The organism is Streptomyces sp. NPDC002513, assembly GCF_053595355.1.
This window is the reverse complement of the sequence record NZ_JBSFXK010000030.1, coordinates 63,543-85,736: the sequence shown is the minus strand read 5'-3', so window position 1 is coordinate 85,736 and position 22,194 is coordinate 63,543. Positions and strand designations below refer to the sequence as shown.

The following is a 22,194-nucleotide window of genomic DNA, read 5'->3' as shown; positions in this document are numbered from 1 at the left end:
CAGACGCAGGCGCTGGCCTTCGGCAAGACCCCGGACGAGGTGCGCGCCGAGGGCGTCCCGGAGGAGCTGGTGCCGCACAAGACGTTCAAGGGCAACCACCCCACCACCACGATCCTCGCCACCGAGCTGACCCCCTCGGTGCTCGGCCAGCTCGTCGCCCTCTACGAGCACAAGGTGTTCGTCCAGGGTGCGGTCTGGAACATCGACTCCTTCGACCAGTGGGGCGTCGAACTCGGCAAGGTCCTCGCCAAGCGCGTGGAGCCCGCGCTGACCGAGGGCGCCGAGGTTCCGGGCCTGGACGAGTCCACCAAGGCGCTGGTCGCCAAGTACCGGGCGCTGCGCGGCCGTTAGCAGGAACGGATCGGGAAGCGGGCGGTGCGGTACCGTCCGCTTCCCGTGGGCGCCCGGGTGATCATGACAGCCGGTGCGTCGTCGTCCCGCGCCGACCGGCCGGGGCGCTCCCCGTTCAGGCCACCGCGCTCACCGTGTCCGCGGGCCGTCCGCATGCCGCGCGGGACGCGGGCAGGGCGGCGGGAGCGCCGGCACCGAGTACGACGAGAGCCCCGAAGGGGACCGGAAGGACCGGGGACGGGCCTTGGGCGAGCAGCCAGGCGCTGATACCGCTGGACCGGCCCCGAGCGCCGATCAGCCAGTGGGTGAGGGGAATGCCGAACGCCGTCACCCGTCCCGCGCGCCGGGCCGCGAGCCCGGTGGTGGCAACGATGAGCAGCACGGCGGCCACGGGCACCGCGAGCAGTGCCACGGTCGGTCAAGCAGTCCCCGCTCCGAGGACAGCACGCCGGACGGGCGGTGACGGGTCCGTCCGGCGTGCCACCACGAACGCGCCGGTCAGGCGGATGCCGGCGGGTACAGCGATCTCGGCAGTCGGGCGGCCGCCGCCGAGTCCAGCAGCCACAGCGTGCGGGACCTGCCGTACGCCCCGGCCGCCGGGGCCTGGATCTCGCCCGCGCCCGACAGTGCGATCGCCACGGCCTGCGCCTTGTCCTCGCCGGCCGCCAGCAGCCACACCTCACGGGCCGAGCGGATCGCCGGCAGCGTGAGGGAGACCCGGGTCGGCGGCGGCTTCGGCGCGCCGTGCACGCCGACGACCGTCCGCTCCGTCTCCCGCACCGCGGGCAGCTCCGGGAAGAGCGAGGCCACATGGGTGTCCGGGCCGACGCCCAGCATCAGAACGTCGAAGGTGGGCACCGAGCCGTGGTTCTCGGGACACGCGGCCCGGGCCAGCTCCGCCGCGTACGCCTCGGCCGCCGCTTCCACGTCGGCCTCGTACGGGCCGTCCGACGCGGGCATGGGGTGCACGCGCTTCGGGTCCAGCGGGACGGCGTCGAGCAGCGCCTCACGCGCCTGGGTGTGGTTGCGTTCCGGGTCTCCCTCCGGCAGATAGCGCTCGTCGCCCCACCACAGGTCGAGCCGGGCCCAGTCGACGGCGTCCCGGGCGGGCGCGGCGGCGAGCGCGGCGAGCAGGCCGTTGCCGTTGCGGCCGCCGGTGAGCACCACCGAGGCGAAGCCCCGGGAGGCCTGCGCGTCCACGATCTTGGTGATCAGCCGGGCCGCCGCGGCCTGGGCCATCAGCTCCTTGTCGTGGTGCACCACGAGCTGGGGGGTACTCACTTCGTCGCCGCCCTCTTCGCCGGGGCCTTCTGGGCGGCCCGCTTCCCGGGGGCCTTCGCGGCGCCCTGCGCGGGGGCCTCGGCGGCCGACTCCGCCGCGCCGGGTTCCCCGGCGGAGGCCGGCGCGGCCGGAGTGGTCAGCCGGTGCACGCCGTACCGCAGCGCCGCGGCGTAGGTGTCGTCGGGGTCGAGCCGGCGCAGCTCCTCCGCGATCAGCTCGGAGGTGTCGCGGCGCTTGAGCGCCACCGCCCGGTCCGGCTGCCCCTCGATCGAGAGCGTCGCCAGCGCACCGTCCGCCCGGTCGAGGACGATCGCGCCGCAGCTCGTGTCCAGTCGGACGGCCGTGAGGCCGGGGCCGGCGGACAGGGAGCGCTTGACGGGGACGTCCAGCCGGTCCGCGAGCCACATCGCGAGCAGCTCACAGCTCGGGTTGAACTCCTCGCCCTCCACCTCGACGGCCTTGACCTTGCAGGTGACCTGGTCGAGGGCGGCGGCCAGCATCGAGCGCCAGGGCGTGATGCGGGTCCACGACAGGTCGGTGTCGCCGGGTGTGTAGGCGTCGGCGCGGGCGCTCAGCTCCCGCACCGGCGCCTCGGCCGTGTAGGAGTCGGTGACCCGGCGCTGGGCGAGCGCGCCGAGCGGGTCGTTGGCCGGGTCCAGCGGTGCGTTCACCGGCCACCACACGACCACAGGGGCGTCCGGCAGCAGCAGCGGCAGCACCACCGAGTCGGCGTGGTGGACCACCTCGCCGTACAGCCGCAGGACCACCGTCTCGCCGGTGCCCGCCTCCGCGCCCACCCGCACCTCGGCGTCCAGACGCGAGGACGTGCGGTCGCGCGGGGAACGCGAGACGCGCTTGACGACCACCAGGGTGCGCGAGGGGTGCTCGCGGGACGCGTCGTTGGCGGCCCTCAGGGCGTCGTAGGCGTTCTCCTCGTCGGTGACGATGACCAGCGTGAGCACCATGCCGACGGCGGGGGTGCCGATGGCACGGCGGCCCTCCACCAGCGCCTTGTTGATCTTGCTGGCCGTGGTGTCCGTGAGATCGATCTTCATGGGCGGCGCCAGCTCCGTCCGTCTCGTTCCAGCATCGTGTCGGCCTCGACGGGCCCCCAGGTGCCGGCCGGGTACTGCGCGGGCCTGCCGTGCTTGTCCCAGTGCACCTCGATCGGGTCGAGGATCTTCCAGGACAGCTCGACCTCCTCGGTGCGCGGGAACAGGTTCGAGTCGCCGAGCAGGACGTCCAGGATCAGGCGCTCGTACGCCTCGGGGCTGGACTCCGTGAAGGACTCGCCGTAGGCGAAGTCCATGGACACGTCCCGGATCTCCATCGAGGTGCCCGGCACCTTGGAGCCGAAGCGGACAGTGACGCCCTCGTCCGGCTGGACGCGGATGACGACCGCGTTCTGCCCGAGTTCCTCGGTGGCGGTGGTGTCGAAGGGGGAGTGCGGGGCGCGCTGGAAGACGACCGCGATCTCGGTGACCCGGCGGCCGAGCCGCTTGCCGGTGCGCAGGTAGAAGGGGATGCCCGCCCAGCGGCGGTTGTCGATCCCCAGCTTGATCGCGGCGTAGGTGTCGGTCTTCGACTGCGGGTCGATGCCCTCCTCCTGGAGGTAGCCGGTGACCTTCTCGCCGCCCTGCCAGCCGGCCGTGTACTGGCCGAACACGGTGTCACGGCCGAGGTTCTTGGGCAGCCGGACGGCCCCGAGCACCTTGGTCTTCTCGGCGGCGAGCGCGTCCGCGCCGAAGGAGGAGGGCTCCTCCATGGCGGTCAGCGCCAGCAACTGGAGCAGGTGGTTCTGGATGACGTCGCGGGCGGCGCCGATGCCGTCGTAGTAGCCGGCCCGGCCGCCGATGCCGATGTCCTCGGCCATCGTGATCTGCACATGATCCACGAAGGACCGGTTCCAGACCGGCTCGAAGAGCTGGTTGGCGAACCGCAGCGCCAGGATGTTCTGGACGGTCTCCTTGCCCAGGTAGTGGTCGATGCGGAAGACCTGGTCCGGGGCGAAGACCTCGTGCACGATCGCGTTCAGCTCCTCGGCCGACCTCAGGTCGTGGCCGAAGGGCTTCTCGATGACCGCCCGGCGCCAGGAGCCTTCCTTCTGGTCGGCCAGACCGTGCTTCTTCAGCTGCTGGATGACCACCGGGAAGGAGCGCGGCGGCACCGAGAGATAGAAGGCGAAGTTGCCTCCCGTGCCCTGTGCCTTGTCCAGTTCGTCGATGGTGGCGCGCAGCCGCTCGAACGCGTCGTCGTCGTCGAAGGTGCCCTGGACGAAGCGCATGCCCTGGATGAGCTGCTGCCAGACCTCCTCGCGGAAGGGGGTACGGGCATGCTCCTTGACCGCGTCGTGCACCTCCTTCGTGAAGTCCTCGTCCTGCCATTCGCGACGGGCGAAGCCGACGAGCGAGAAGCCCGGCGGCAGCAGTCCGCGGTTCGCCAGGTCGTAAACCGCGGGCATCAGCTTCTTACGTGACAAATCGCCCGTAACGCCGAAAATCACCAGGCCCGACGGCCCCGCGATACGCGGGAGCCGTCGGTCCGCGGCGTCACGAAGCGGATTCGCTCCGTGTACGGATGTCACGATGTCAGCCCTCCGAGGGCGCGAGGCGCTTGAGTTCCGCCTCGGTTGACTTCAGGAGGTCGATCCAGGACGACTCGAACTTCTCGACGCCCTCGTCCTCCAGGAGCTGGACCACGTCGTCGTACGAGATCCCGAGCTTCTCGATCGCGTCCAGGTCGGCGCGCGCCTGCTCGTAGGTACCGGCGATGGTGTTGCCGGTGATCTCGCCGTGGTCCTCGGTGGCCAGCAGGGTGGCCTCCGGCATGGTGTTCACCGTGTTCGGCGCCACCAGGTCCTCGACATACATGGTGTCCTTGTAGGCCGGGTCCTTGACGCCCGTGGACGCCCACAGCGGACGCTGCTTGTTGGCCTGCTCCTTGTCCAGGGCGAGCCAGCGGTCGCTGCCGAACACCTCCTCGTACGCCTGGTAGGCGAGCCGGGCGTTGGCGATGGCCGCCCTGCCGCGCACCGCCTTGGCCTCGGGGGTGCCGAGCGCGTCGATCCGCTTGTCGACCTCGCTGTCCACACGGGACACGAAGAAGGACGCCACCGAGTGAATCTTGGACAGGTCCAGGCCGCGCTCCTTGGCCCTCTCCAGGCCGGTCAGGTAGGCGTCCATGACCTTGCGGTAGCGGTCCAGCGAGAAGATCAGCGTGACGTTGACGCTGATGCCGTTGGCGATCGTCTCGGTGATCGCCGGGAGACCCGCCTCGGTGGCCGGGATCTTGATGAGCGTGTTCGGCCGGTCGACCAGCCAGGCGAGCTGCCTGGCCTCGGCGACAGTGGCCCGGGTGTTGTGCGCCAGACGTGGGTCGACCTCGATCGACACGCGGCCGTCCTGGCCCTGCGTGGCGTCGAACACCGGGCGCAGGATGTCGGCGGCGTCACGGACGTCCGCCGTGGTGATCATGCGGATCGCCTCTTCGACCGTGACCTTGCGGGCGGCGAGATCGGCGAGCTGCTGCTCGTAGCCGTCGCCCGACGAGATCGCCTTCTGGAAGATCGTCGGGTTCGTGGTGACGCCCACGACGTGCTGCTGGTCGATCAGTTCGGCGAGGTTGCCGGACGTGATCCGCTTGCGCGACAGGTCGTCCAGCCAGATCGCGACGCCTTCCTCGGAGAGGCGCTTGAGTGCGTCTGTCATGGGAAATGCATCTCCTACATGTCGTTATCAGCGTCAGCGCTGGGCTGCGGCGATCGATTCCCGGGCGGCGGATGCGACGTTCTCGGCAGTGAAACCGAACTCGCGGAAGAGCACCTTGCCGTCGGCCGACGCACCGAAGTGCTCCAGGGAAACGATGCGGCCCGCATCCCCGACGAACCGGTGCCAGGTGAGGCCGGTCCCGGCCTCGACCGAGACCCGCGCCTTCACCGAGGGCGGCAGGACGCTGTCCCGGTACCCCTGGTCCTGCTCCTCGAACCACTCCACCGACGGCATCGACACGACCCGCGTCGGGACGCCCTCGGCCTGGAGCTGCTCACGGGCCTCGACGGCGAGGTGCACCTCGGAGCCGGTGGCGATCAGGATCACCTGCGGCTCCGCGCTCTGCCCCGCGGGCCCTTCCGCCTCGAACATCACGTAACCACCGCGGACGGTGTCCTCGTTGGGCTCGTACGTCGGCACGCCCTGACGGGTCAGCGCGAGACCGTGCGGAGCGCCCTTGCCGAACTCCTTGGTCCAGCGCCGCTGGATCTCGCGCCAGGCGATCGCGGTCTCGTTGGCGTCGGCCGGGCGGACGACGTTCAGGCCCGGGATGGCGCGCAGGCTGGCCAGGTGCTCGACCGGCTGGTGGGTCGGGCCGTCCTCGCCGAGACCGATGGAGTCGTGCGTCCACACGTACGTCACCGGCACGTGCATCAGGGCCGACAGACGCACCGCGTTGCGCATGTAGTCGGAGAAGACGAGGAAGGTGCCGCCGTAGACGCGGGTGTTGCCGTGCAGCGTGATGCCGTTCATCTCCGCGGCCATGGAGTGCTCGCGGATGCCGAAGTGGATCGTGCGCCCGTAGGGGTCCGCCCCCGGCAGCGGGTTGTCCGCCGGCAGGAAGGAGCTGTTCTTGTCGAAGGTGGTGTTGTTGGAGCCGGCCAGGTCGGCGGAGCCGCCCCACAGCTCGGGGATCACCGCGCCGAGGGCCCCCAGCACCTTGCCGGAGGCGGCGCGGGTGGCCAGTGCCGTGCCCGCCTCGAAGACCGGGAGCTTCTCCTCCCAGCCGGTGGGCAGTTCGCCCTTGCTGATGCGGTCGAACTCGGCGGCGCGCTCCGGGCTGGCCGTCCGCCACGCCTGGAAGGTCTTCTCCCACGCGGCCTTGGCCTCACGCCCCCGCTCCAGCGCCTCGCGGGTGTGCGCCAGGACCTCGTCCGTGACCTCGAAGTGCTTCTCGGGGTCGAAGCCGAGGACGCGCTTGGTGGCCGCGACCTCCTCCTCGCCCAGCGCCGAGCCGTGCGCGGCCCCGGTGTTCTGGGCGTGCGGGGCGGGCCAGGCGATGATCGAGCGCATCGCGATGAAGGACGGCCGGTCGGTGACCTTCTTGGCCTCCTCGATCGCGTCGTAGAGGGCGTGCGGGTCCAGGTCGCCGTCCGGCTTCGGCGCCACGCGCTGCACATGCCAGCCGTACGCCTCGTACCGCTTGACCGTGTCCTCGGAGATCGCGGTCTCCGTGTCGCCCTCGATCGAGATGTGGTTGTCGTCCCACAGCATGATCAGGTTGCCGAGCTTCTGGTGGCCGGCCAGCGAGGACGCCTCCGCGGAGATGCCCTCCTGCAGACACCCGTCACCGGCGATGCAGTAGATGAAGTGGTCGAAGGGCGAGGCGCCCTGCGCGGCGTCCGGGTCGAACAGGCCGCGCTCGTAACGGGAGGCCATCGCCATGCCCACCGCGTTGGCGACACCCTGGCCCAGCGGGCCGGTCGTCGTCTCCACGCCCACCGTGAGCCCGTACTCCGGGTGGCCGGGGGTCTTCGAACCCCAGGTGCGGAACGCCTTCAGATCGTCCAGCTCCAGACCGAAACCGGCCAGGTAGAGCTGGGTGTAGAGGGTCAGGGACGAGTGACCGGCGGACAGCACGAAACGGTCGCGCCCCACCCAGTGCGTGTCCGCCGGGTCATGGCGCATCACCTTCTGGAAGAGGGTGTAGGCGGCCGGAGCCAGGCTCATCGCCGTACCCGGATGGCCGTTGCCGACCTTCTGTACGGCGTCGGCGGCCAGAACACGGGCGGTGTCCACGGCCCGCTGGTCCAACTCGGTCCACTCGAGGTCTGTGGTGGTCGGCTTGGTGCTCACCCTGAGTCAGGGCTCCTCTCCACATGTCGAATGCCGGTGCACTGTGCGCCCACCGGCCGTTGCTGAGCCTACCCTTGTAGGCACGTGCGTCTTTTCGAGTCATTCCAGACTGCCGGGAGTCGCTGCGATCCGCCTCCCGACCGGCCTGAACGGTATGCGGCAAGGGGAAACAAGAGGAATACGCAGCTGCTCATCCGACTGCTCAATCGAGCGGTCCCCGGCTCGGGCAATTCCGCCTCGGCGACTGCTCAGTGCCCGGGCCCCGCCGCTCACCTGCGCACCGGGCGGCGGCCCCAACACGACCGACCCCCGCGAAGGGCGGGCTGGGGGCAACGTCTAGAGTTGCGTGGGTACGCGCGAGCCTTGTACCGCAATTTCACAGCCTGGGCTCGCTGGGATGTCTCTGTCAGGGGTGTACGTGACGGCCGTCGAATCCCGTCCGCCGGGAGTGCTCGGGACGAGCAGCAGCCGGGGCCAGCGGCCGATTGGGGCCCGTGTCAAGGCGTTCGTGGCGCTGACCAAGCCGCGGATCATCGAACTGCTGCTGATCACCACCGTTCCGGTGATGTTCCTCGCGCAGCAGGGTGTGCCGAGCCTGCGGCTGGTGGTGCTCACCTGCCTCGGCGGCTACCTCTCCGCGGGCGGCGCCAACGCGCTGAACATGTACATCGACCGTGACATCGACGCGCTCATGGAGCGCACGTCGCAGCGGCCCCTGGTCACCGGCATGGTCAGCCCCCGTGAGTGCCTCGCCTTCGGCGTCACGCTGGCCGTCGTCTCGACGCTGCTGTTCGGTTTTACGGTCAACTGGCTGTCCGCCTGGCTGTCGCTCGGGGCGCTGCTCTTCTACGTCGTCGTCTACACGATGATCCTCAAACGGCGTACGTCGCAGAACATCGTGTGGGGCGGCATCGCCGGCTGCCTCCCGGTCCTCATCGGCTGGTCCTCCGTCACCGACTCCCTGTCGTGGGCGCCGGTCATCCTCTTCCTCGTCATGTTCTTCTGGACGCCGCCGCACTACTGGCCGCTGTCCATGAAGGTCAAGGAGGACTACGCGCGCGTGGGCGTGCCGATGCTGCCGGTCATCGCCTCCAACAAGGTGGTCGCCCGGCAGATCGTGATCTACAGCTGGGTGATGGTCGCGGTCTCGCTGCTGCTCACGCCGCTCGGCTACACCGGGTGGTTCTACACGTCGGTCGCCCTCGCGGCCGGCGGCTGGTGGCTGTGGGAGGCGCACGCGCTGCAGAACCGCGCGAAGGCCGAGGCCGCCGGCGCGAAGCTGAAGGAGATGCGCCTCTTCCACTGGAGCATCACCTATGTCTCGCTGCTGTTCGTCGCGGTGGCCGTGGACCCGTTCCTGCGGTAGCCGTCCGCGGAAAACCCGCGGGAGACGGGGTGCGCCCCGCTCGGGCGAAGCCGAGAGCGCGAGCGTACGTGGTCAAGGCCACGCACCCCTCCCGTCGCCGTTTGATCTACCCGTCGGTAGCATCCTGACCATGGCAGACACGCAGCAGGTTGACGAGGGCACCGACGCGAGGCAGGTTGCCAGGGCCGAGCGCAGGGCGGCCCGGCTAGCCAAGGAGATCGACGCCTTCGCCAAGGCGCACGGCGGCGCCGAGGGCCAGGTGGCGTACATCGGGGAGCGCGGCGCCCGGATCGTGCTCGTCGGCGGGGACGGCGGCTGGGGCGACCTCGTCGCACCGACGTACGACATCGCCGAGAAGGCGGTGCGGAAGGCGGGAATCACCGTCCACGAGAGCTTCGACGGTGCGTTCGCGGGCAAGGTGAAGACCGGCCCTTACGAGTGGACCCGGATGGCGGGGATCCAGGTGGGCGGCAAGCGCACCGCCTGAGAGCAACACTTCACGCCGCTTCACCCGTTAGGACCTTTGCAGACACGGTCCAGTCGCGGGGAGTCCGGATGATCGAAACGCCGTCCCTGGTGGACCAGTACTGCCACGGCGTGCTCCGCACCGAGCTGGGCCTCGGCACGTTCGAGGCCCACCTGGCCCGCACCGAGGGCCCGCCGGCCGCCGGCACCACCCTCTTCGACACCCAGACCGGTTTCGCCGTACGCCGCTGGTGTCCCCCGCTGCTCGGCCTGGAGCCGCACTGCCCGCCCGCCCGCTATCTCGCCCGGCGCCGCGAACTCGGTGTCCTGGAGGCGGGCCGCCGACTTCTGCGGGGCAGCGGCATCACCACGTACCTCGTCGACACCGGGCTGCCCGGCGATCTGACCGGGCCGGTCGAGATGGCCTCCGCGTCGGACGCCGAGGCCCACGAGATCGTCCGCCTGGAACTGCTCGCCGAACAGGTGGCCGACACCTCCGGCACGGTGGAGGCGTTCCTCGCCAATCTGGCCGAGTCGATCCACGGCGTGGCGGCGCACGCGGTGGCGTTCACGTCCCTGGCAGGCGTACGGCACGGTCTGGCGCTCGCGCCGGAGCCGCCGGGGCCGGGGGAGGTGCGGGGCGCGGCGGGCCGCTGGCTCGCCGCGCGCCGGGTGGGCGGCGCCCTGTCGGATCCGGTTCTGCTCCGGCATCTGCTGTGGAGCGCGGTGGCCTCGGGCCGCCCGCTCCAGCTCCACGCGGGCCTGGGCGAACCGGGTCTGCGCATCGACCGCACCGACCCGGTCCTGCTCACCGACTTCGTGCGCGCCACGGCCGGGCTCGGCACGGACCTGGTGCTGCTGCACGGCTATCCGTACCACCGGCACGCGGCGCATCTGGCGGGAGTGTTCCCGCATGTGTACGCGGACCTGGGCGCGGTGCTCGCCCGCACCGGCGCCCGGGCCGCCGCCGTCCTGGCCGAACTCCTGGAGCTGGCTCCCTTCGGCAAGCTCCTCTTCTCCAGCGGCGCCCACGGTCTGCCCGAGCTGCATGTGATCGGCGCCCGCCTGTTCCGCGAGGCGCTCTCCCGGGTGCTGGGCGGCTGGGTCGCCGAGGGCGCCTGGTCGCTGGAGGACGCGCAGCGGGTGGCGGGGATGATCGCCGCGGGGAACGCACGGCGGGTGTACGGGCTCACGTGACCGTACGTCCCTCGGGCGGCCCGGATCAGCGGGGCCGAACGGCTCCGGGGCCCGTGGTCACGCCGTGGTGAGCGCCGACTTCGCGGAGGGACCCGGAAGACCGGCCGTCACCTCGGGGCGCTCGCGCAGCGACAGGAGCACGCGGAGCGTCCCGATCCACACCAGGCAGGAGCCCAACATGTGGACGCCGACCAGTACCTCGGGCAGGTGCGTGAAGTACTGCACATAGCCCACGACTCCCTGGCACAGCAGCACCACGAACAGATCGCGGGTGCGGTGCAGCGGCCCCTTGGGCGCGTCGACCGCCTTGAGGACGAACCACAGCGCGAAGGTCAGCGTCACCACGATCCAGGCGAGCACGGCGTGCAGCTTGCTGACGGTCTCCCAGTCGATCGGGATGCGCTTGACGTCACTGGAGTCACCGGCGTGCGGTCCGGCGCCGGTGACGACCGTGCCGACCGCGATCAGCAGCGCCGAGGCGACGACCAGGAACCACACGAGCTGCTGCACGGCCTTGCCGACCAGCGGGCGCGGGGCCGCGTCGCTCTCGCGGGTGCGCTGCCACATGAGCACGGCCACCGTGATGAGCGCGGTGGTGAGCAGGAAGTGGGCGGCCACGGTGTACGGGTTGAGACCGACGAGGACGACGATGCCGCCGAGGATCGCGTTGCCCATGACGATCCAGAACTGTGCCCAGCCGAGCCGGGTGAGGCTGCGCCGCCGCGGCTTCTGCGAGCGTGCGGCGATGATGGCCCAGCCGACCGCCGCGCACAGCACGTACGTCAGCATGCGGTTGCCGAACTCGATGGCGCCGTGCACGCCCATGGCGCTGGTCGTGGTCAGCGAGTCGTCCGTGCACTGCGGCCAGGTCGGGCAGCCGAGCCCGGAGCCGGTCAGGCGCACGGCACCGCCGGTGACCACGAGGACCACCGACATGACGAGCGCGGCGAACGCCGCACGCTGCACCGTCCGGGGCTCCGGGGTCCAGCGTGCGGCGATGAAGGCGAGCGGGTTGCGCACGGCCGCTACGGCATCGGCGCGGGTCACGTTTGGCACGTCCTTCATGGTAGGGGGCAGCTTGTGCATGAATTCACGTGGGTGGGGCCATACCCCGGCCGCTCACTCCCAGCGGAAGAACCGGCCGGCCGCGGCCAGCCCCACGACCGCCCACCCGGCCAGGATCCCCAGGTCGCCGAGAGGCAGGCCGGCCCCGTGCTGGAGGACACTCCTGAGGCCGTCCGAGAGCGCGGAGACCGGGAGCAGGCCGAGGACGTCCTGGGCGCCGGGGGGAAACTTGTCCAGCGGCACGATCACGCCGCCGCCGACGAGCAGCAGCAGGAAGACCAGGTTGGCGGCGGCCAGGGTCGCCTCCGCCTTCAGCGTGCCGGCCATCAGCAGGCCGAGCCCGGAGAAGGCCGCCGTACCGAGGATCAGCAGGAGCAGCACGGCGAACGGGTTGCCGTGCGGCGACCAGCCCAGCGCGAAGGCGATGACCGTCAGCAGGATCACCTGGAGGACCTCGGTGACCAGCACGGAGGCCGTCTTCGCGGTCATCAGTCCCCAGCGGGGCAGCGGCGAGGACGCGAGCCGCTTCAGCACGCCGTAGCGGCGCTCGAACCCGGTCGCGATGGCCTGCCCGGTGAACGCGGTCGACATCACGGCGAGCGCGAGGACGCCGGGGGTGAGGAAGTCGACGGCCTTGCCGGCGCCGGTGTCCACGATGTCGACGGAGCTGAAGAGGACCAGCAGCAGCGTCGGGATGACGACCGTCAGAAGCAGCTGCTCGCCGTTGCGCAGCAGCATCTTCGTCTCGAGTGCGGCCTGCGCCGTGATCATCCGCGGCAGCGGCGCGGCGCCGGGCTCGGGGGTGTAGGTACCGGCGGTGGTCATGAGCGCGGCTCCTTGCCGGTCGGCTCCAGGCTGTGTTCTTCCGGGGGGCAACCCCAGGACCCCCGGCCGAAGGTCACACGTACCGCCATCACGAACGCAGCTCCTTGCCGGTCAGCTCCAGGCTGTGTTCTTCCGGGGGGCAACCCCCGGACCCCCGGCCGAAGGTCACACGTACCGCCATCACGAACGCAGCTCCTTGCCGGTCAGCTCCAGAAAAACGTCTTCGAGGGTGTGCCGTTCGACGGAGATCCGGTCCGGCATCACGCCGTGCTGGGCGCACCAGGAGGTGACCGTGGCGAGCAGTTGGGGGTCGATCTTGCCGACGACGCGGTACGCGCCCGGCGCCAGTTCCGCCGCCATGGAGTCCGCCGGGAGGGCCTTGAGCAGGGATTCCACGTCGAGGCCCGGCCGGCCGGAGAAGCGCAGCGTGTTCTCGGCGCCGCCGCGGCACAGCTTCTCCGGGGAGCCCTGGGCGATGACCCGGCCCGCGTCGATGATCGCGACGTCGTCGGCGAGTTGCTCGGCCTCGTCCATGAAGTGGGTGGTCAGGATCACCGAGACGCCATCGGCACGCAGATCGCGCACCAGGTCCCAGGTGGCCCGGCGGGCCTGCGGGTCCAGGCCGGCGGTGGGCTCGTCCAGGAAGACCAGTTCGGGGCGGCCGACGATGGCCATCGCGAGCGCGAGCCGCTGCTGCTGGCCGCCCGACAGCCGCCGGTAGGGCGTCCGTCCGCTGCTGCCGAGCCCGAGCCGCTCGATGAGCGTGTCCACGTCCAGCGGGTGGGCGTGCAGCTTCGCGACGTGGCGGAGCATCTCCTCGGCGCGTGCGCTCGCGTACACGCCGCCGGACTGGAGCATCACGCCGATCCGGGGGCGCAGCGCGGCGGCCTCGCGGACCGGGTCGAGGCCGAGGACGCGTACCGTTCCCGAATCCGGCTTCCGGTATCCCTCGCAGGTCTCCACGGTGGTCGTCTTGCCCGCCCCATTGGGGCCGAGTACGGCGGTGACACCCGCTTGGGCCACCAGGTCGAGGCCGTCCACCGCGGTCTTCGTGCCGTACCGCTTCACCAGGGACTGCACCTGGATGACCGGCTCACTTCGCATGGGTCCAGAGTCTAGGTAGGCGCGCCGGGCGCCGGACGCGGGGGTCCGAAAACTACTCCTCACGTGGCCGGTGCACGGTCAGCCACCGCTCCGCGTAGGCCACCGCGTCCGCCACCGGGAAGAGCCGTGCGTCGGCCGCGCCCACCGTCCCGCGGACCACCGGACGGTCCCGCTCGAAGTCGTGGCCCAGCTCGTCGAACTGCTCCGAGGTGATCGAGACCTCGGTCACCACCTCCCAGCCGTCCGGTCCGGGTCGTCCCACCCGGACCAGGGGGGACGGGATGCGGTACTCGGCGAGATGGAAGCTGGTACAGGTGTCGTAGCCCGTGCCCAGCAGCAGCACACGGGCGGCCATCGCCTCCAGCCGCGCCAGGGGGCTGCGCTCGCCGAGTCGGCAGTCGGTCGCGTGCCCCGCGACCACCTCCGGCGCCCGCGCTCCGACGGCCGCGAACGAGGTCTGCGGGTGCGCGCTGCGCAGGGCCCCGGGCCATCGGCGGACGGTCTCCGGTATCACGCCGACTCCGCGCGAGGGGGTGACGAGCGGGTCGTACGCGGGCATCGTGGCGCGGATCGTGTCCCACCACTCCTCGGGCACGGGCGGACGGGACCACGTCGCCGGGTCCGAGAGGTCCCCGGACTGGGTGGGGACCACCAGGGTGCCGTCCGGGCCGAGCGCGTCGAGCAGTCCTTGGACGGCCGCGACGGCGCCTCCGCAGACCCAGCCGAGCGCGCTGAGTGAGGAGTGCACGAGAAGCGTCTCGCCGGGCCTGACGCCGAGTGTGCGCAGCTGGGCGCAGACCGTGCCCCGGGTGACAAGAGGGCCGGTCGAAGAGGGTGTGAGCATGGCCGGGGAGTCTCGCGGAGACCGTTGCGAACCGCCACTCATTTGATTGATCGGAGATCGTTTGCGCAGGTCAACTTAGGTATACCTAAGTGATCTACCGCATCGGTGGACGGTTCCGGTGGCGCTTGTCAGGCTCCGAGGAATTACGCAACAATGGCGTTGTGAAAAACGTCGGCGAGGCTCGGGAGGCCCCCATGGGGGCCCCGCAGGAGGAACTCGCGACCGGGGAGCACTCCACGCGCAACCGGGTCGCGCGCTCCATCCTGGACCACGGCCCGTCGACCGTCGCCGAGCTGGCCGGACGGCTGGGACTCACCCAGGCGGCCGTGCGACGGCATCTGGACGCCCTGGTCGCGGACGACGTCGTCCAGGCGCGCGAGCAGCGTGTGTACGGGGCGCGTACGCGAGGCCGTCCCGCCAAGGTGTTCGCGCTCACCGACTGCGGTCGTGACGCCTTCGACCAGTCCTACGACGCGCTCGCCGCGGACGCGCTGCGCTGGATCCGGGAGCGGTTCGGCGGGGACGAGGCCGTCGTCGCCTTCGCGCGCGCGAGGATCGCCGAGCAGGCGGGCGCGTACCGCCAGGCCATCGAGGCCGCCGACCCCGAACAGCGGACCGAGGCTCTGGCCAAGGCCTTGAGTGCGGACGGGTACGCTGCTACGGCGCGCAGCGCGCCCCTTCCGCAAAGCGGTGAACAGCTCTGTCAGCACCACTGCCCGGTCGCCCACGTCGCGGAAAAGTTCCCCCAGTTGTGCGAGGTCGAGACGGAGATCTTCTCCGAGTTGCTCGGCACGCATGTCCAGCGACTGGCGACGATCGCGCACGGCGACGGCGTCTGCACGACGTTCATCCCCAAGGCGCCCCCAGCGGCCGACGCCTCGAACAAAGCCTCAAAGATCTCCAAGACCACCCACAACGCATCTGCCAGCACGGCCGGGAGGAACCCCGCATGACTCTCCCCACGGAGACTGCCCACCCCGAACTCGAGGGCCTGGGCACGTACGAATACGGCTGGGCCGACTCCGACGAGGCCGGTGCCGCGGCGAAGCGCGGCCTGAGCGAAGAGGTCGTCCGTGACATCTCGGGCAAGAAGTCCGAGCCGGAGTGGATGACCAAGCTGCGCCTCAAGGGTCTGAAGCTCTTCGAGAAGAAGCCCATGCCGAACTGGGGCTCGGACCTGTCGGGCATCGACTTCGACAACATCAAGTACTTCGTGCGCTCCACCGAGAAGCAGGCGGAGTCCTGGGAGGACCTGCCCGAGGACATCAAGAACACCTACGACAAGCTCGGCATCCCCGAGGCGGAGAAGCAGCGCCTCGTGGCCGGTGTGGCGGCCCAGTACGAGTCGGAGGTCGTCTACCACCAGATCCGCGAGGACCTGGAGGAGCAGGGCGTCATCTTCCTGGACACCGACACCGCGCTCAAGGAGCACCCGGAGCTGTTCAAGGAGTACTTCGGCACGGTCATCCCGGCGGGCGACAACAAGTTCGCCGCGCTGAACACCGCCGTGTGGTCCGGCGGCTCCTTCATCTACGTGCCGCCGGGCGTGCACGTGGAGATCCCGCTCCAGGCCTACTTCCGGATCAACACGGAGAACATGGGCCAGTTCGAGCGGACCCTGATCATCGTCGACGAGGGCGCCTACGTCCACTACGTCGAGGGCTGCACGGCCCCGATCTACAAGTCGGACTCGCTGCACTCCGCGGTCGTCGAGATCATCGTCAAGAAGAACGCCCGCTGCCGCTACACGACCATCCAGAACTGGTCGAACAACGTCTACAACCTGGTCACCAAGCGCGCCGTGGCCTACGAGGGCGCGACCATGGAGTGGATCGACGGCAACATCGGCTCCAAGGTGACGATGAAGTACCCCGCCGTCTACCTGATGGGCGAGCACGCCAAGGGCGAGACGCTCTCCATCGCCTTCGCCGGCGAGGGCCAGCACCAGGACGCCGGCTCCAAGATGGTCCACATGGCGCCGAACACCTCGTCCAACATCGTGTCGAAGTCCGTGGCGCGCGGCGGCGGCCGTACGTCCTACCGAGGTCTCGTCGAGATCGGCGAGGGCGCGCACGGCTCCAAGTCGAACGTGCTGTGCGACGCGCTGCTCGTCGACACCATCTCCCGCTCCGACACGTACCCGTACGTCGACGTCCGCGAGGACGACGTGTCCATGGGCCACGAGGCGACCGTCTCCAAGGTCTCCGAGGACCAGCTCTTCTACCTGATGAGCCGTGGCCTCTCCGAGTTCGAGGCGATGGCGATGATCGTGCGCGGCTTCGTCGAGCCGATCGCCAAGGAACTGCCCATGGAGTACGCGCTCGAACTCAACCGGCTGATCGAACTGCAGATGGAAGGCGCGGTCGGTTAAGACCCGCCCCCCGACAGCAGCACGCAGATTTCTGACGTAGGAAGAGAGCAGACCGACAGCCATGGCTGAGGCTCAGAACATCCCCGTGGGCTCCACCACCGCGGGCCAGATCGCGGTCGCCGCCGAGTCGACCGTCGCCACGCGCATGAGCGCTCCGCCGTCCTTCGACGTGGCGGACTTCCCGGTGCCGCACGGCCGTGAGGAGGAGTGGCGGTTCACGCCGCTGGAGCGCCTGCGCGGGCTGCACGACGGTACCGCCGTCGCGAACGGCGACGGTGTGAAGGTGACCGTCGAGGCCCCCGAGGGCGTCACCGTCGAGACCGTCGGCCGTGACGACGCCCGGCTCGGCAAGGCGGGCGCCCCGGTGGACCGCGTCGCCGCCCAGGCGTACTCCGGCTTCGAGAAGGCCTCGGTCGTGACCGTCCCGAAGGAGACCGTGCTCACCGAGCCGATCCGCATCGCCGTGCACGGCCAGGGCGGGACCGCCTTCGGCCACCAGGTGATCGAACTCGGCGCCTTCGCCGAGGCCGTCGTGGTCATCGACCACACCGGTGACGCGGTGCTCGCCGCCAACGTCGACTACCTGCTGGGCGACGGCGCCAAGCTGACCGTGGTCTCCGTCCAGGACTGGGACGACAAGGCGGTGCACGCGGCCCAGCACAACGCGCTGGTCGGCCGGGACGCCTCCTTCAAGTCGGTCGTCGTGACCTTCGGCGGTGACGTGGTCCGGCTGCACCCGCGCGTGACCTACGCGGGCACCGGCGGCGAGGCCGAGCTGTTCGGGCTCTACTTCACCGACCAGGGCCAGCACCAGGAGCACCGGCTCTTCGTCGACCACAACACCCCGCACTGCAAGTCGAACGTCGTCTACAAGGGCGCGCTCCAGGGCGACGACGCGCACGCCGTGTGGGTCGGCGACGTGCTCATCGAGGCCAAGGCCGAGGGCACGGACACGTACGAGATGAACCGCAACCTCGTGCTGACCGACGGCGCCCGCGTCGACTCGGTCCCCAACCTGGAGATCGAGACCGGCGAGATCGTCGGCGCCGGCCACGCCAGCGCCACCGGCCGCTTCGACGACGAGCAGCTCTTCTACCTGATGGCCCGCGGTATCCCGGAGCACGAGGCCCGCCGGCTGGTGGTCCGCGGCTTCTTCGCCGAGCTGGTCCAGCAGATCGGTGTCGCGGACATCGAGGAGCGACTGCTCGCCAAGATCGAAGAGGAGCTGGAGGCCTCGGTCGCATGACTGACCCGTCGAAGTTCGTACGCGTCTGTGGACTGAGCGAGCTGGCGGAGGACACCCCGAAGCGGGTGGAACTCGACGGCACGCCCATCTCCGTCGTGCGCACCGAGGGCGAGGTGTTCGCCATCAACGACATCTGCTCGCACGCGAACGTCTCACTGTCCGAGGGCGAGGTCGACGACTGCCACATCGAGTGCTGGCTGCACGGCTCGCGCTTCGACCTCCGTTCCGGCAAGCCCGACGCCCTTCCCGCGACGCGCCCCGTCCCCGTATACCCCGTAAAGATCGAAGGGGACGATGTGCTCGTCTCCCTCACCCAGGAGTCCTGAGGCACCCATGGCAACGCTTGAAATCCGAGACCTGCACGTCACCGTCGAGGCCGACAACGCCACGAAGGAGATCCTCAAGGGCGTCGACCTCACCGTGAAGCAGGGCGAGACGCACGCCATCATGGGCCCCAACGGCTCGGGCAAGTCGACCCTCGCCTACTCGCTCGCGGGTCACCCCAAGTACACGATCACCAGCGGCACCGTGCTGCTCGACGGCGAGGACGTCCTGGAGATGTCCGTCGACGAGCGCGCCCGCGCGGGCCTGTTCCTGGCCATGCAGTACCCGGTCGAGGTCCCCGGCGTCTCCGTCTCCAACTTCCTGCGCACCTCCGCCACCGCGATCCGCGGCGAGGCGCCGAAGCTGCGCACCTGGGTGAAGGAGGTCAAGGGGGCCATGGAGCGCCTCAACATGGACCCGTCCTTCGCCGAGCGCAACGTCAACGAGGGCTTCTCCGGCGGTGAGAAGAAGCGCCACGAGATCCTCCAGCTCGAACTGCTCAAGCCGAAGATCGCGATCCTCGACGAGACCGACTCGGGTCTGGACGTCGACGCGCTCCGCATCGTCTCCGAGGGCGTCAACCGCGTCCGCGAGACCGGCGAGGTCGGCACCCTGCTGATCACGCACTACACGCGCATCCTGCGCTACATCAAGCCCGACCACGTCCACGTGTTCGCCGGCGGCCGCATCGTCGAGTCCGGCGGCCCCGAGCTCGCGGACAAGCTGGAGAACGAGGGCTACGAGGCTTACGTGAAGGGTGGCGCATCCGCGTGACACAGCTGCCGGGCCTCCTCGACACCGAGGCGATCCGTAAGGACTTCCCCGTCCTGGACCGACTGGTCCACGACGGCAAGAAGCTCGTGTACCTGGACAACGCGGCGACCTCGCAGAAGCCGCGCCAGGTGCTCGACGTCCTCAGTGAGTACTACGAGCGGTACAACGCCAACGTCCACCGCGGTGTGCATGTGCTCGCCGAGGAGGCCACGGCGCTGTACGAGGGCGCGCGTGACAAGGTCGCCGCGTTCATCAACGCGCCGAGCCGCGACGAGGTCATCTTCACCAAGAACGCCTCCGAGTCGCTCAACCTCGTCGCGAACATGCTCGGCTGGGCCGACGAGCCCTACCGGGTGGACCGCGACACCGAGATCGTCATCACGGAGATGGAGCACCACTCCAACATCGTGCCGTGGCAGCTGCTCTCGCAGCGCACCGGAGCGAAGCTGAAGTGGTTCGGCCTCACCGACGACGGCCGGCTCGACCTGTCGAACATCGACGAGATCATCACGGAGAAGACGAAGATCGTCTCCTTTGTGCTGGTGTCCAACATCCTCGGCACGGTCAACCCGGTCGACGCGATAGTCCGCCGCGCCCAGGAGGTCGGCGCGCTCGTCTGCATCGACGCCTCCCAGGCCGCGCCGCACATGCCGCTGGACGTCCAGGCCCTCGGGGCCGACTTCGTGGCCTTCACCGGCCACAAGATGTGCGGTCCGACGGGTATCGGCGTCCTCTGGGGCCGCCAGGAGCTGCTGGAGGACCTTCCTCCGTTCCTGGGCGGCGGAGAGATGATCGAGACGGTGTCGATGCACTCGTCGACGTACGCCCCCGCCCCGCACAAGTTCGAGGCGGGCACCCCGCCGATCGCCCAGGCGGTCGGTCTTGGGGCGGCGATCGACTACCTGACCTCGATCGGCATGGACAAGATCCTCGCCCATGAGCACGCCCTCACCGAGTACGCGGTCAAGCGGCTGAGCGAGGTCCCCGACCTGAAGATCATCGGCCCCACCACGGCCGAGGACCGGGGCGCGGCGATCTCCTTCACGCTCGGCGACATCCACCCCCACGACGTGGGGCAGGTCCTGGACGAGCAGGGCATCGCGGTCCGGGTCGGCCACCACTGCGCCCGCCCCGTCTGCCTGCGGTACGGAATTCCTGCGACCACGCGAGCGTCGTTCTATCTGTACTCCACGCCGACCGAGGTCGACGCGCTGGTCGAGGGGCTGGAGCACGTACGGAACTTCTTCGGCTGAAGGGCGTGCTGAAACCGTGAAGCTGGATTCGATGTACCAGGAAGTCATCCTGGACCACTACAAGCACCCGCACGGGCGTGGTCTGAGGGATGGCGACGCCGAGGTGCACCACGTCAATCCGACCTGCGGCGACGAGATCACGCTGCGTGTGAAGTACGACGGTACGACGATCAAGGACGTCTCGTACGAGGGCCAGGGCTGCTCCATCAGCCAGGCCTCCGCCTCCGTACTGAACGAGCTCCTCGTCGGCAAGGACCTGGCGGAGGCGCAGAAGGTCCAGGAGACGTTCCTGGAGCTGATGCAGTCCAAGGGCAGGATCGAACCCGACGACGCGATGGAGGACATCCTGGAGGACGCGGTCGCGTTCGCGGGGGTCTCCAAGTACCCGGCACGGGTCAAGTGCGCCCTCCTGAGCTGGATGGCGTGGAAGGACGCGACGGCCCAGGCGCTGGGCGGCGCCGACGCCGAGAGGAAGACGGCATGAGCGACACCCTGGAGATGAAACCGGCCTCGGAGGAGGAACTCCGTGAGGCCCTGATGGACGTCGTCGACCCCGAACTGGGCATCGACGTCGTCAACCTCGGCCTGATCTACGGCATCCACATCGATGAGTCGGCCAACATCGCCACCGTCGACATGACCCTGACCTCCGCGGCCTGCCCGCTGACGGACGTCATCGAGGACCAGGCCAAGTCCGCCACGGACGGTCTCGTGAGCGAGCTGCGGATCAACTGGGTCTGGATGCCGCCGTGGGGCCCCGACAAGATCACGGACGACGGCCGGGAACAGCTTCGGGCGCTCGGCTTCAACGTCTGAGACGCCCTGGTCTCCTTGGAGCCCCGAGCTCTTGGGTCCCTCGGCCTTCCCTGGCCGCGGAGAACGGCGACGCCCGACGGGCGTCGCCTTTTTCGTGCTCAGATTCCGGTTTCGTGCTCAGATTCCGGCAGTGATGTGTACGACCGTACACATCACTGCGTACACTCGTACACATGGGATTCGCCTTCCTCGCCGGGGCCATAGCCGCCGAAGTCGTCGCCACCACCGCCATGAAGTACAGCGAGGGGTTCAGCAAGCTGGGGCCGTCCCTGGTGACCCTCCTCGGGTACATCGTGTCCTTCACGCTGCTCGCGCGGGCCCTGAAGACCCTGCCGATCGGCACGGCCTACGCGATCTGGTCGGGCATCGGCACCGCCACCGTGGCCGCCATAGGGCTGGTGCTCTTCGGGGAGGGGCTGGGTCTCGCGAAGATCGCCGGCATCGTGCTGATCGTCGGCGGGGTGGTGGTCCTGAACCTGGGAGGTGCGCACTGATGCCCCGACGCTACGACCCCGAGCGACGGCAGCGGATCGTGGACGCGGCGATCCGGGTGGCGGGGAGGAAGGGCCTGGCCGGACTGAGCCACCGCTCCGTCGCCGCCGAGGCGGACGTACCGCTCGGCTCCACGACGTACCACTTCAAGACCCTCGACGAGCTGATGGTCGCCGCGCTGCGGCAGACGAACGAGGGATTCGCCACGATGCTCGCCGAGAGCGGTCTGCCCCAGGCCGCGGAGGGCGACCTCGCGGCGGACCTCGCCCGGGCCCTCGGGGAGTGGCTGGGCCGCGACCGCACCGGCGTGGAGCTGGAGTACGAGCTGTATCTCGCGGCCCTGCGCCGACCCGCCCTGCGCCCGGTCGCCGCCGAGTGGACGGAGGAGACCGCGAAGCTGCTGTCCCGGGGCACCGACCCGGTCACCGCGCGGGCACTGCTCGCACTGATGGACGGGATCTGTCTGCAGGTGCTGCTGACGGGGGCGGAGTACGACGAGGGGTACGCGCGCGAGATGCTCCGACGGGTACTGGACGGTTGACGCCAGCGGGCACCCGGTGCGCGGTGCCGTTCTGCC

At 69.9% G+C, this 22,194-nt stretch carries 23 protein-coding genes and 1 pseudogene; 14 read left to right on the top strand and 10 right to left on the bottom strand.

Going from position 1 to position 22,194, the window contains the following annotated elements:
* A pseudogene (locus ACWD5Q_RS20655) lies at positions 1–351 on the top strand (glucose-6-phosphate isomerase); the annotation flags it as partial.
* 115 nt (positions 352–466) lie between these two features.
* Here ACWD5Q_RS20655 and ACWD5Q_RS20650 read toward each other — a convergent pair.
* From ACWD5Q_RS20650 to tkt, 6 genes are all read right to left on the bottom strand, one after another.
* Positions 467–763 carry a hypothetical protein gene (locus ACWD5Q_RS20650; RefSeq protein WP_451428468.1) on the bottom strand — a complete coding sequence of 99 codons (297 nt, stop codon included), beginning with the start codon at positions 761–763 and terminating at the stop codon, positions 467–469.
* An 86-nt stretch (positions 764–849) separates the two neighbouring features.
* On the bottom strand, positions 850–1,632 hold the full coding sequence (gene pgl / locus ACWD5Q_RS20645; protein WP_451428467.1) for a 6-phosphogluconolactonase: 783 nt from the start codon (positions 1,630–1,632) through the stop codon (positions 850–852).
* The gene (gene opcA, locus ACWD5Q_RS20640) at positions 1,629–2,687 is read right to left on the bottom strand and encodes a glucose-6-phosphate dehydrogenase assembly protein OpcA (protein WP_451428466.1); all 1,059 of its coding nucleotides are present in this window, start codon (positions 2,685–2,687) and stop codon (positions 1,629–1,631) included. The genes pgl and opcA overlap by 4 nt, the downstream gene beginning before the upstream one ends.
* Positions 2,684–4,216, bottom strand: a complete 1,533-nt coding sequence (gene zwf / locus ACWD5Q_RS20635) for a glucose-6-phosphate dehydrogenase (RefSeq protein WP_451428465.1) — start codon at positions 4,214–4,216, stop codon at positions 2,684–2,686. The genes opcA and zwf overlap by 4 nt, the downstream gene beginning before the upstream one ends.
* 4 nt (positions 4,217–4,220) lie before the next feature.
* A complete protein-coding gene (gene tal, locus ACWD5Q_RS20630) occupies positions 4,221–5,339 on the bottom strand; it encodes a transaldolase (protein ID WP_451428464.1) in 1,119 nt (372 codons plus the stop codon).
* Between the two features lie 33 nt (positions 5,340–5,372).
* Positions 5,373–7,475 (bottom strand): transketolase, encoded by a 2,103-nt coding sequence (gene tkt, locus ACWD5Q_RS20625; protein ID WP_451428463.1) that lies wholly within the window; start codon positions 7,473–7,475, stop codon positions 5,373–5,375.
* A 412-nt stretch (positions 7,476–7,887) separates the two neighbouring features.
* On the opposite strand from tkt, the gene ACWD5Q_RS20620 reads away from it, so the two are divergent.
* From ACWD5Q_RS20620 to ACWD5Q_RS20610, 3 genes are all read left to right on the top strand, one after another.
* Positions 7,888–8,841 carry a heme o synthase gene (locus tag ACWD5Q_RS20620; RefSeq protein WP_451428471.1) on the top strand — a complete coding sequence of 318 codons (954 nt, stop codon included), beginning with the start codon at positions 7,888–7,890 and terminating at the stop codon, positions 8,839–8,841.
* 130 nt (positions 8,842–8,971) lie between these two features.
* Positions 8,972–9,328 carry a hypothetical protein gene (locus tag ACWD5Q_RS20615; protein WP_451428462.1) on the top strand — a complete coding sequence of 119 codons (357 nt, stop codon included), beginning with the start codon at positions 8,972–8,974 and terminating at the stop codon, positions 9,326–9,328.
* Positions 9,329–9,396: 68 nt separating this feature from the next.
* Positions 9,397–10,503 carry an amidohydrolase family protein gene (locus ACWD5Q_RS20610; RefSeq protein ID WP_451428461.1) on the top strand — a complete coding sequence of 369 codons (1,107 nt, stop codon included), beginning with the start codon at positions 9,397–9,399 and terminating at the stop codon, positions 10,501–10,503.
* Between the two features lie 57 nt (positions 10,504–10,560).
* Here ACWD5Q_RS20610 and ACWD5Q_RS20605 read toward each other — a convergent pair whose 3' ends face one another.
* The 4 genes from ACWD5Q_RS20605 to ACWD5Q_RS20590 form a co-directional block, all read right to left on the bottom strand.
* A complete protein-coding gene (locus tag ACWD5Q_RS20605) occupies positions 10,561–11,568 on the bottom strand; it encodes a COX15/CtaA family protein (protein WP_451428460.1) in 1,008 nt (335 codons plus the stop codon).
* Between the two features lie 54 nt (positions 11,569–11,622).
* Positions 11,623–12,393, bottom strand: a complete 771-nt coding sequence (locus ACWD5Q_RS20600; RefSeq protein WP_451428459.1) for an ABC transporter permease — start codon at positions 12,391–12,393, stop codon at positions 11,623–11,625.
* Positions 12,394–12,573: 180 nt separating this feature from the next.
* Entirely contained in the window at positions 12,574–13,497 is a 924-nt protein-coding gene (locus ACWD5Q_RS20595; RefSeq protein ID WP_451428458.1) for an ABC transporter ATP-binding protein, read from the bottom strand.
* Positions 13,498–13,549: 52 nt separating this feature from the next.
* Positions 13,550–14,341, bottom strand: a complete 792-nt coding sequence (locus ACWD5Q_RS20590; RefSeq protein WP_451428457.1) for an aminoglycoside N(3)-acetyltransferase — start codon at positions 14,339–14,341, stop codon at positions 13,550–13,552.
* Positions 14,342–14,502: 161 nt separating this feature from the next.
* Between ACWD5Q_RS20590 and ACWD5Q_RS20585 the strand changes: the two genes are divergently transcribed.
* From ACWD5Q_RS20585 to ACWD5Q_RS20540, 10 genes are all read left to right on the top strand, one after another.
* The gene (locus ACWD5Q_RS20585) at positions 14,503–15,294 is read left to right on the top strand and encodes a helix-turn-helix transcriptional regulator (protein WP_451428456.1); all 792 of its coding nucleotides are present in this window, start codon (positions 14,503–14,505) and stop codon (positions 15,292–15,294) included.
* On the top strand, positions 15,291–16,712 hold the full coding sequence (gene sufB, locus ACWD5Q_RS20580) for a Fe-S cluster assembly protein SufB (RefSeq protein WP_451428455.1): 1,422 nt from the start codon (positions 15,291–15,293) through the stop codon (positions 16,710–16,712). The genes ACWD5Q_RS20585 and sufB overlap by 4 nt, the downstream gene beginning before the upstream one ends.
* A 61-nt stretch (positions 16,713–16,773) precedes the next feature.
* Positions 16,774–17,958, top strand: coding sequence for a Fe-S cluster assembly protein SufD (gene sufD, locus ACWD5Q_RS20575; protein WP_451428454.1), 1,185 nt, complete (start codon positions 16,774–16,776; stop codon positions 17,956–17,958).
* Positions 17,955–18,284 (top strand): non-heme iron oxygenase ferredoxin subunit, encoded by a 330-nt coding sequence (locus ACWD5Q_RS20570; RefSeq protein ID WP_451428453.1) that lies wholly within the window; start codon positions 17,955–17,957, stop codon positions 18,282–18,284. Before sufD ends, ACWD5Q_RS20570 begins: the two co-directional genes overlap by 4 nt.
* Positions 18,285–18,291: 7 nt before the next feature.
* Positions 18,292–19,056 (top strand): Fe-S cluster assembly ATPase SufC, encoded by a 765-nt coding sequence (gene sufC, locus ACWD5Q_RS20565; protein WP_451428452.1) that lies wholly within the window; start codon positions 18,292–18,294, stop codon positions 19,054–19,056.
* A complete protein-coding gene (locus ACWD5Q_RS20560) occupies positions 19,053–20,309 on the top strand; it encodes a cysteine desulfurase (protein WP_451428451.1) in 1,257 nt (418 codons plus the stop codon). The genes sufC and ACWD5Q_RS20560 overlap by 4 nt, the downstream gene beginning before the upstream one ends.
* A 16-nt stretch (positions 20,310–20,325) precedes the next feature.
* On the top strand, positions 20,326–20,793 hold the full coding sequence (gene sufU / locus ACWD5Q_RS20555; RefSeq protein ID WP_451428450.1) for a Fe-S cluster assembly sulfur transfer protein SufU: 468 nt from the start codon (positions 20,326–20,328) through the stop codon (positions 20,791–20,793).
* A complete protein-coding gene (locus tag ACWD5Q_RS20550; RefSeq protein WP_451428449.1) occupies positions 20,790–21,125 on the top strand; it encodes a metal-sulfur cluster assembly factor in 336 nt (111 codons plus the stop codon). The genes sufU and ACWD5Q_RS20550 overlap by 4 nt, the downstream gene beginning before the upstream one ends.
* A 173-nt stretch (positions 21,126–21,298) precedes the next feature.
* On the top strand, positions 21,299–21,619 hold the full coding sequence (locus ACWD5Q_RS20545) for a DMT family transporter (RefSeq protein WP_451428448.1): 321 nt from the start codon (positions 21,299–21,301) through the stop codon (positions 21,617–21,619).
* Positions 21,619–22,158, top strand: coding sequence for a TetR/AcrR family transcriptional regulator (locus tag ACWD5Q_RS20540; protein WP_451428447.1), 540 nt, complete (start codon positions 21,619–21,621; stop codon positions 22,156–22,158). Before ACWD5Q_RS20545 ends, ACWD5Q_RS20540 begins: the two co-directional genes overlap by 1 nt.
* Positions 22,159–22,194: the final 36 nt, after the last annotated feature.

Bases quoted from the DNA above. Each gene is read 5' to 3' on its own strand.
- opcA (WP_451428466.1), bottom strand. From the start codon at position 2,687: ATGAAGATCGATCTCACGGACACCACGGCCAGCAAGATCAACAAGGCG.
- tal (WP_451428464.1), bottom strand. From the start codon at position 5,339: ATGACAGACGCACTCAAGCGCCTCTCCGAGGAAGGCGTCGCGATCTGG.
- ACWD5Q_RS20615 (WP_451428462.1), top strand. From the start codon at position 8,972: ATGGCAGACACGCAGCAGGTTGACGAGGGCACCGACGCGAGGCAGGTT.
- ACWD5Q_RS20610 (WP_451428461.1), top strand. From the start codon at position 9,397: ATGATCGAAACGCCGTCCCTGGTGGACCAGTACTGCCACGGCGTGCTC.
- ACWD5Q_RS20605 (WP_451428460.1), bottom strand. From the start codon at position 11,568: ATGAAGGACGTGCCAAACGTGACCCGCGCCGATGCCGTAGCGGCCGTG.
- ACWD5Q_RS20600 (WP_451428459.1), bottom strand. From the start codon at position 12,393: ATGACCACCGCCGGTACCTACACCCCCGAGCCCGGCGCCGCGCCGCTG.
- ACWD5Q_RS20595 (WP_451428458.1), bottom strand. From the start codon at position 13,497: ATGCGAAGTGAGCCGGTCATCCAGGTGCAGTCCCTGGTGAAGCGGTAC.
- ACWD5Q_RS20590 (WP_451428457.1), bottom strand. From the start codon at position 14,341: ATGCTCACACCCTCTTCGACCGGCCCTCTTGTCACCCGGGGCACGGTC.
- sufB (WP_451428455.1), top strand. From the start codon at position 15,291: ATGACTCTCCCCACGGAGACTGCCCACCCCGAACTCGAGGGCCTGGGC.
- sufD (WP_451428454.1), top strand. From the start codon at position 16,774: ATGGCTGAGGCTCAGAACATCCCCGTGGGCTCCACCACCGCGGGCCAG.
- ACWD5Q_RS20570 (WP_451428453.1), top strand. From the start codon at position 17,955: ATGACTGACCCGTCGAAGTTCGTACGCGTCTGTGGACTGAGCGAGCTG.
- sufC (WP_451428452.1), top strand. From the start codon at position 18,292: ATGGCAACGCTTGAAATCCGAGACCTGCACGTCACCGTCGAGGCCGAC.
- ACWD5Q_RS20550 (WP_451428449.1), top strand. From the start codon at position 20,790: ATGAGCGACACCCTGGAGATGAAACCGGCCTCGGAGGAGGAACTCCGT.
- ACWD5Q_RS20545 (WP_451428448.1), top strand. From the start codon at position 21,299: ATGGGATTCGCCTTCCTCGCCGGGGCCATAGCCGCCGAAGTCGTCGCC.
- ACWD5Q_RS20540 (WP_451428447.1), top strand. From the start codon at position 21,619: ATGCCCCGACGCTACGACCCCGAGCGACGGCAGCGGATCGTGGACGCG.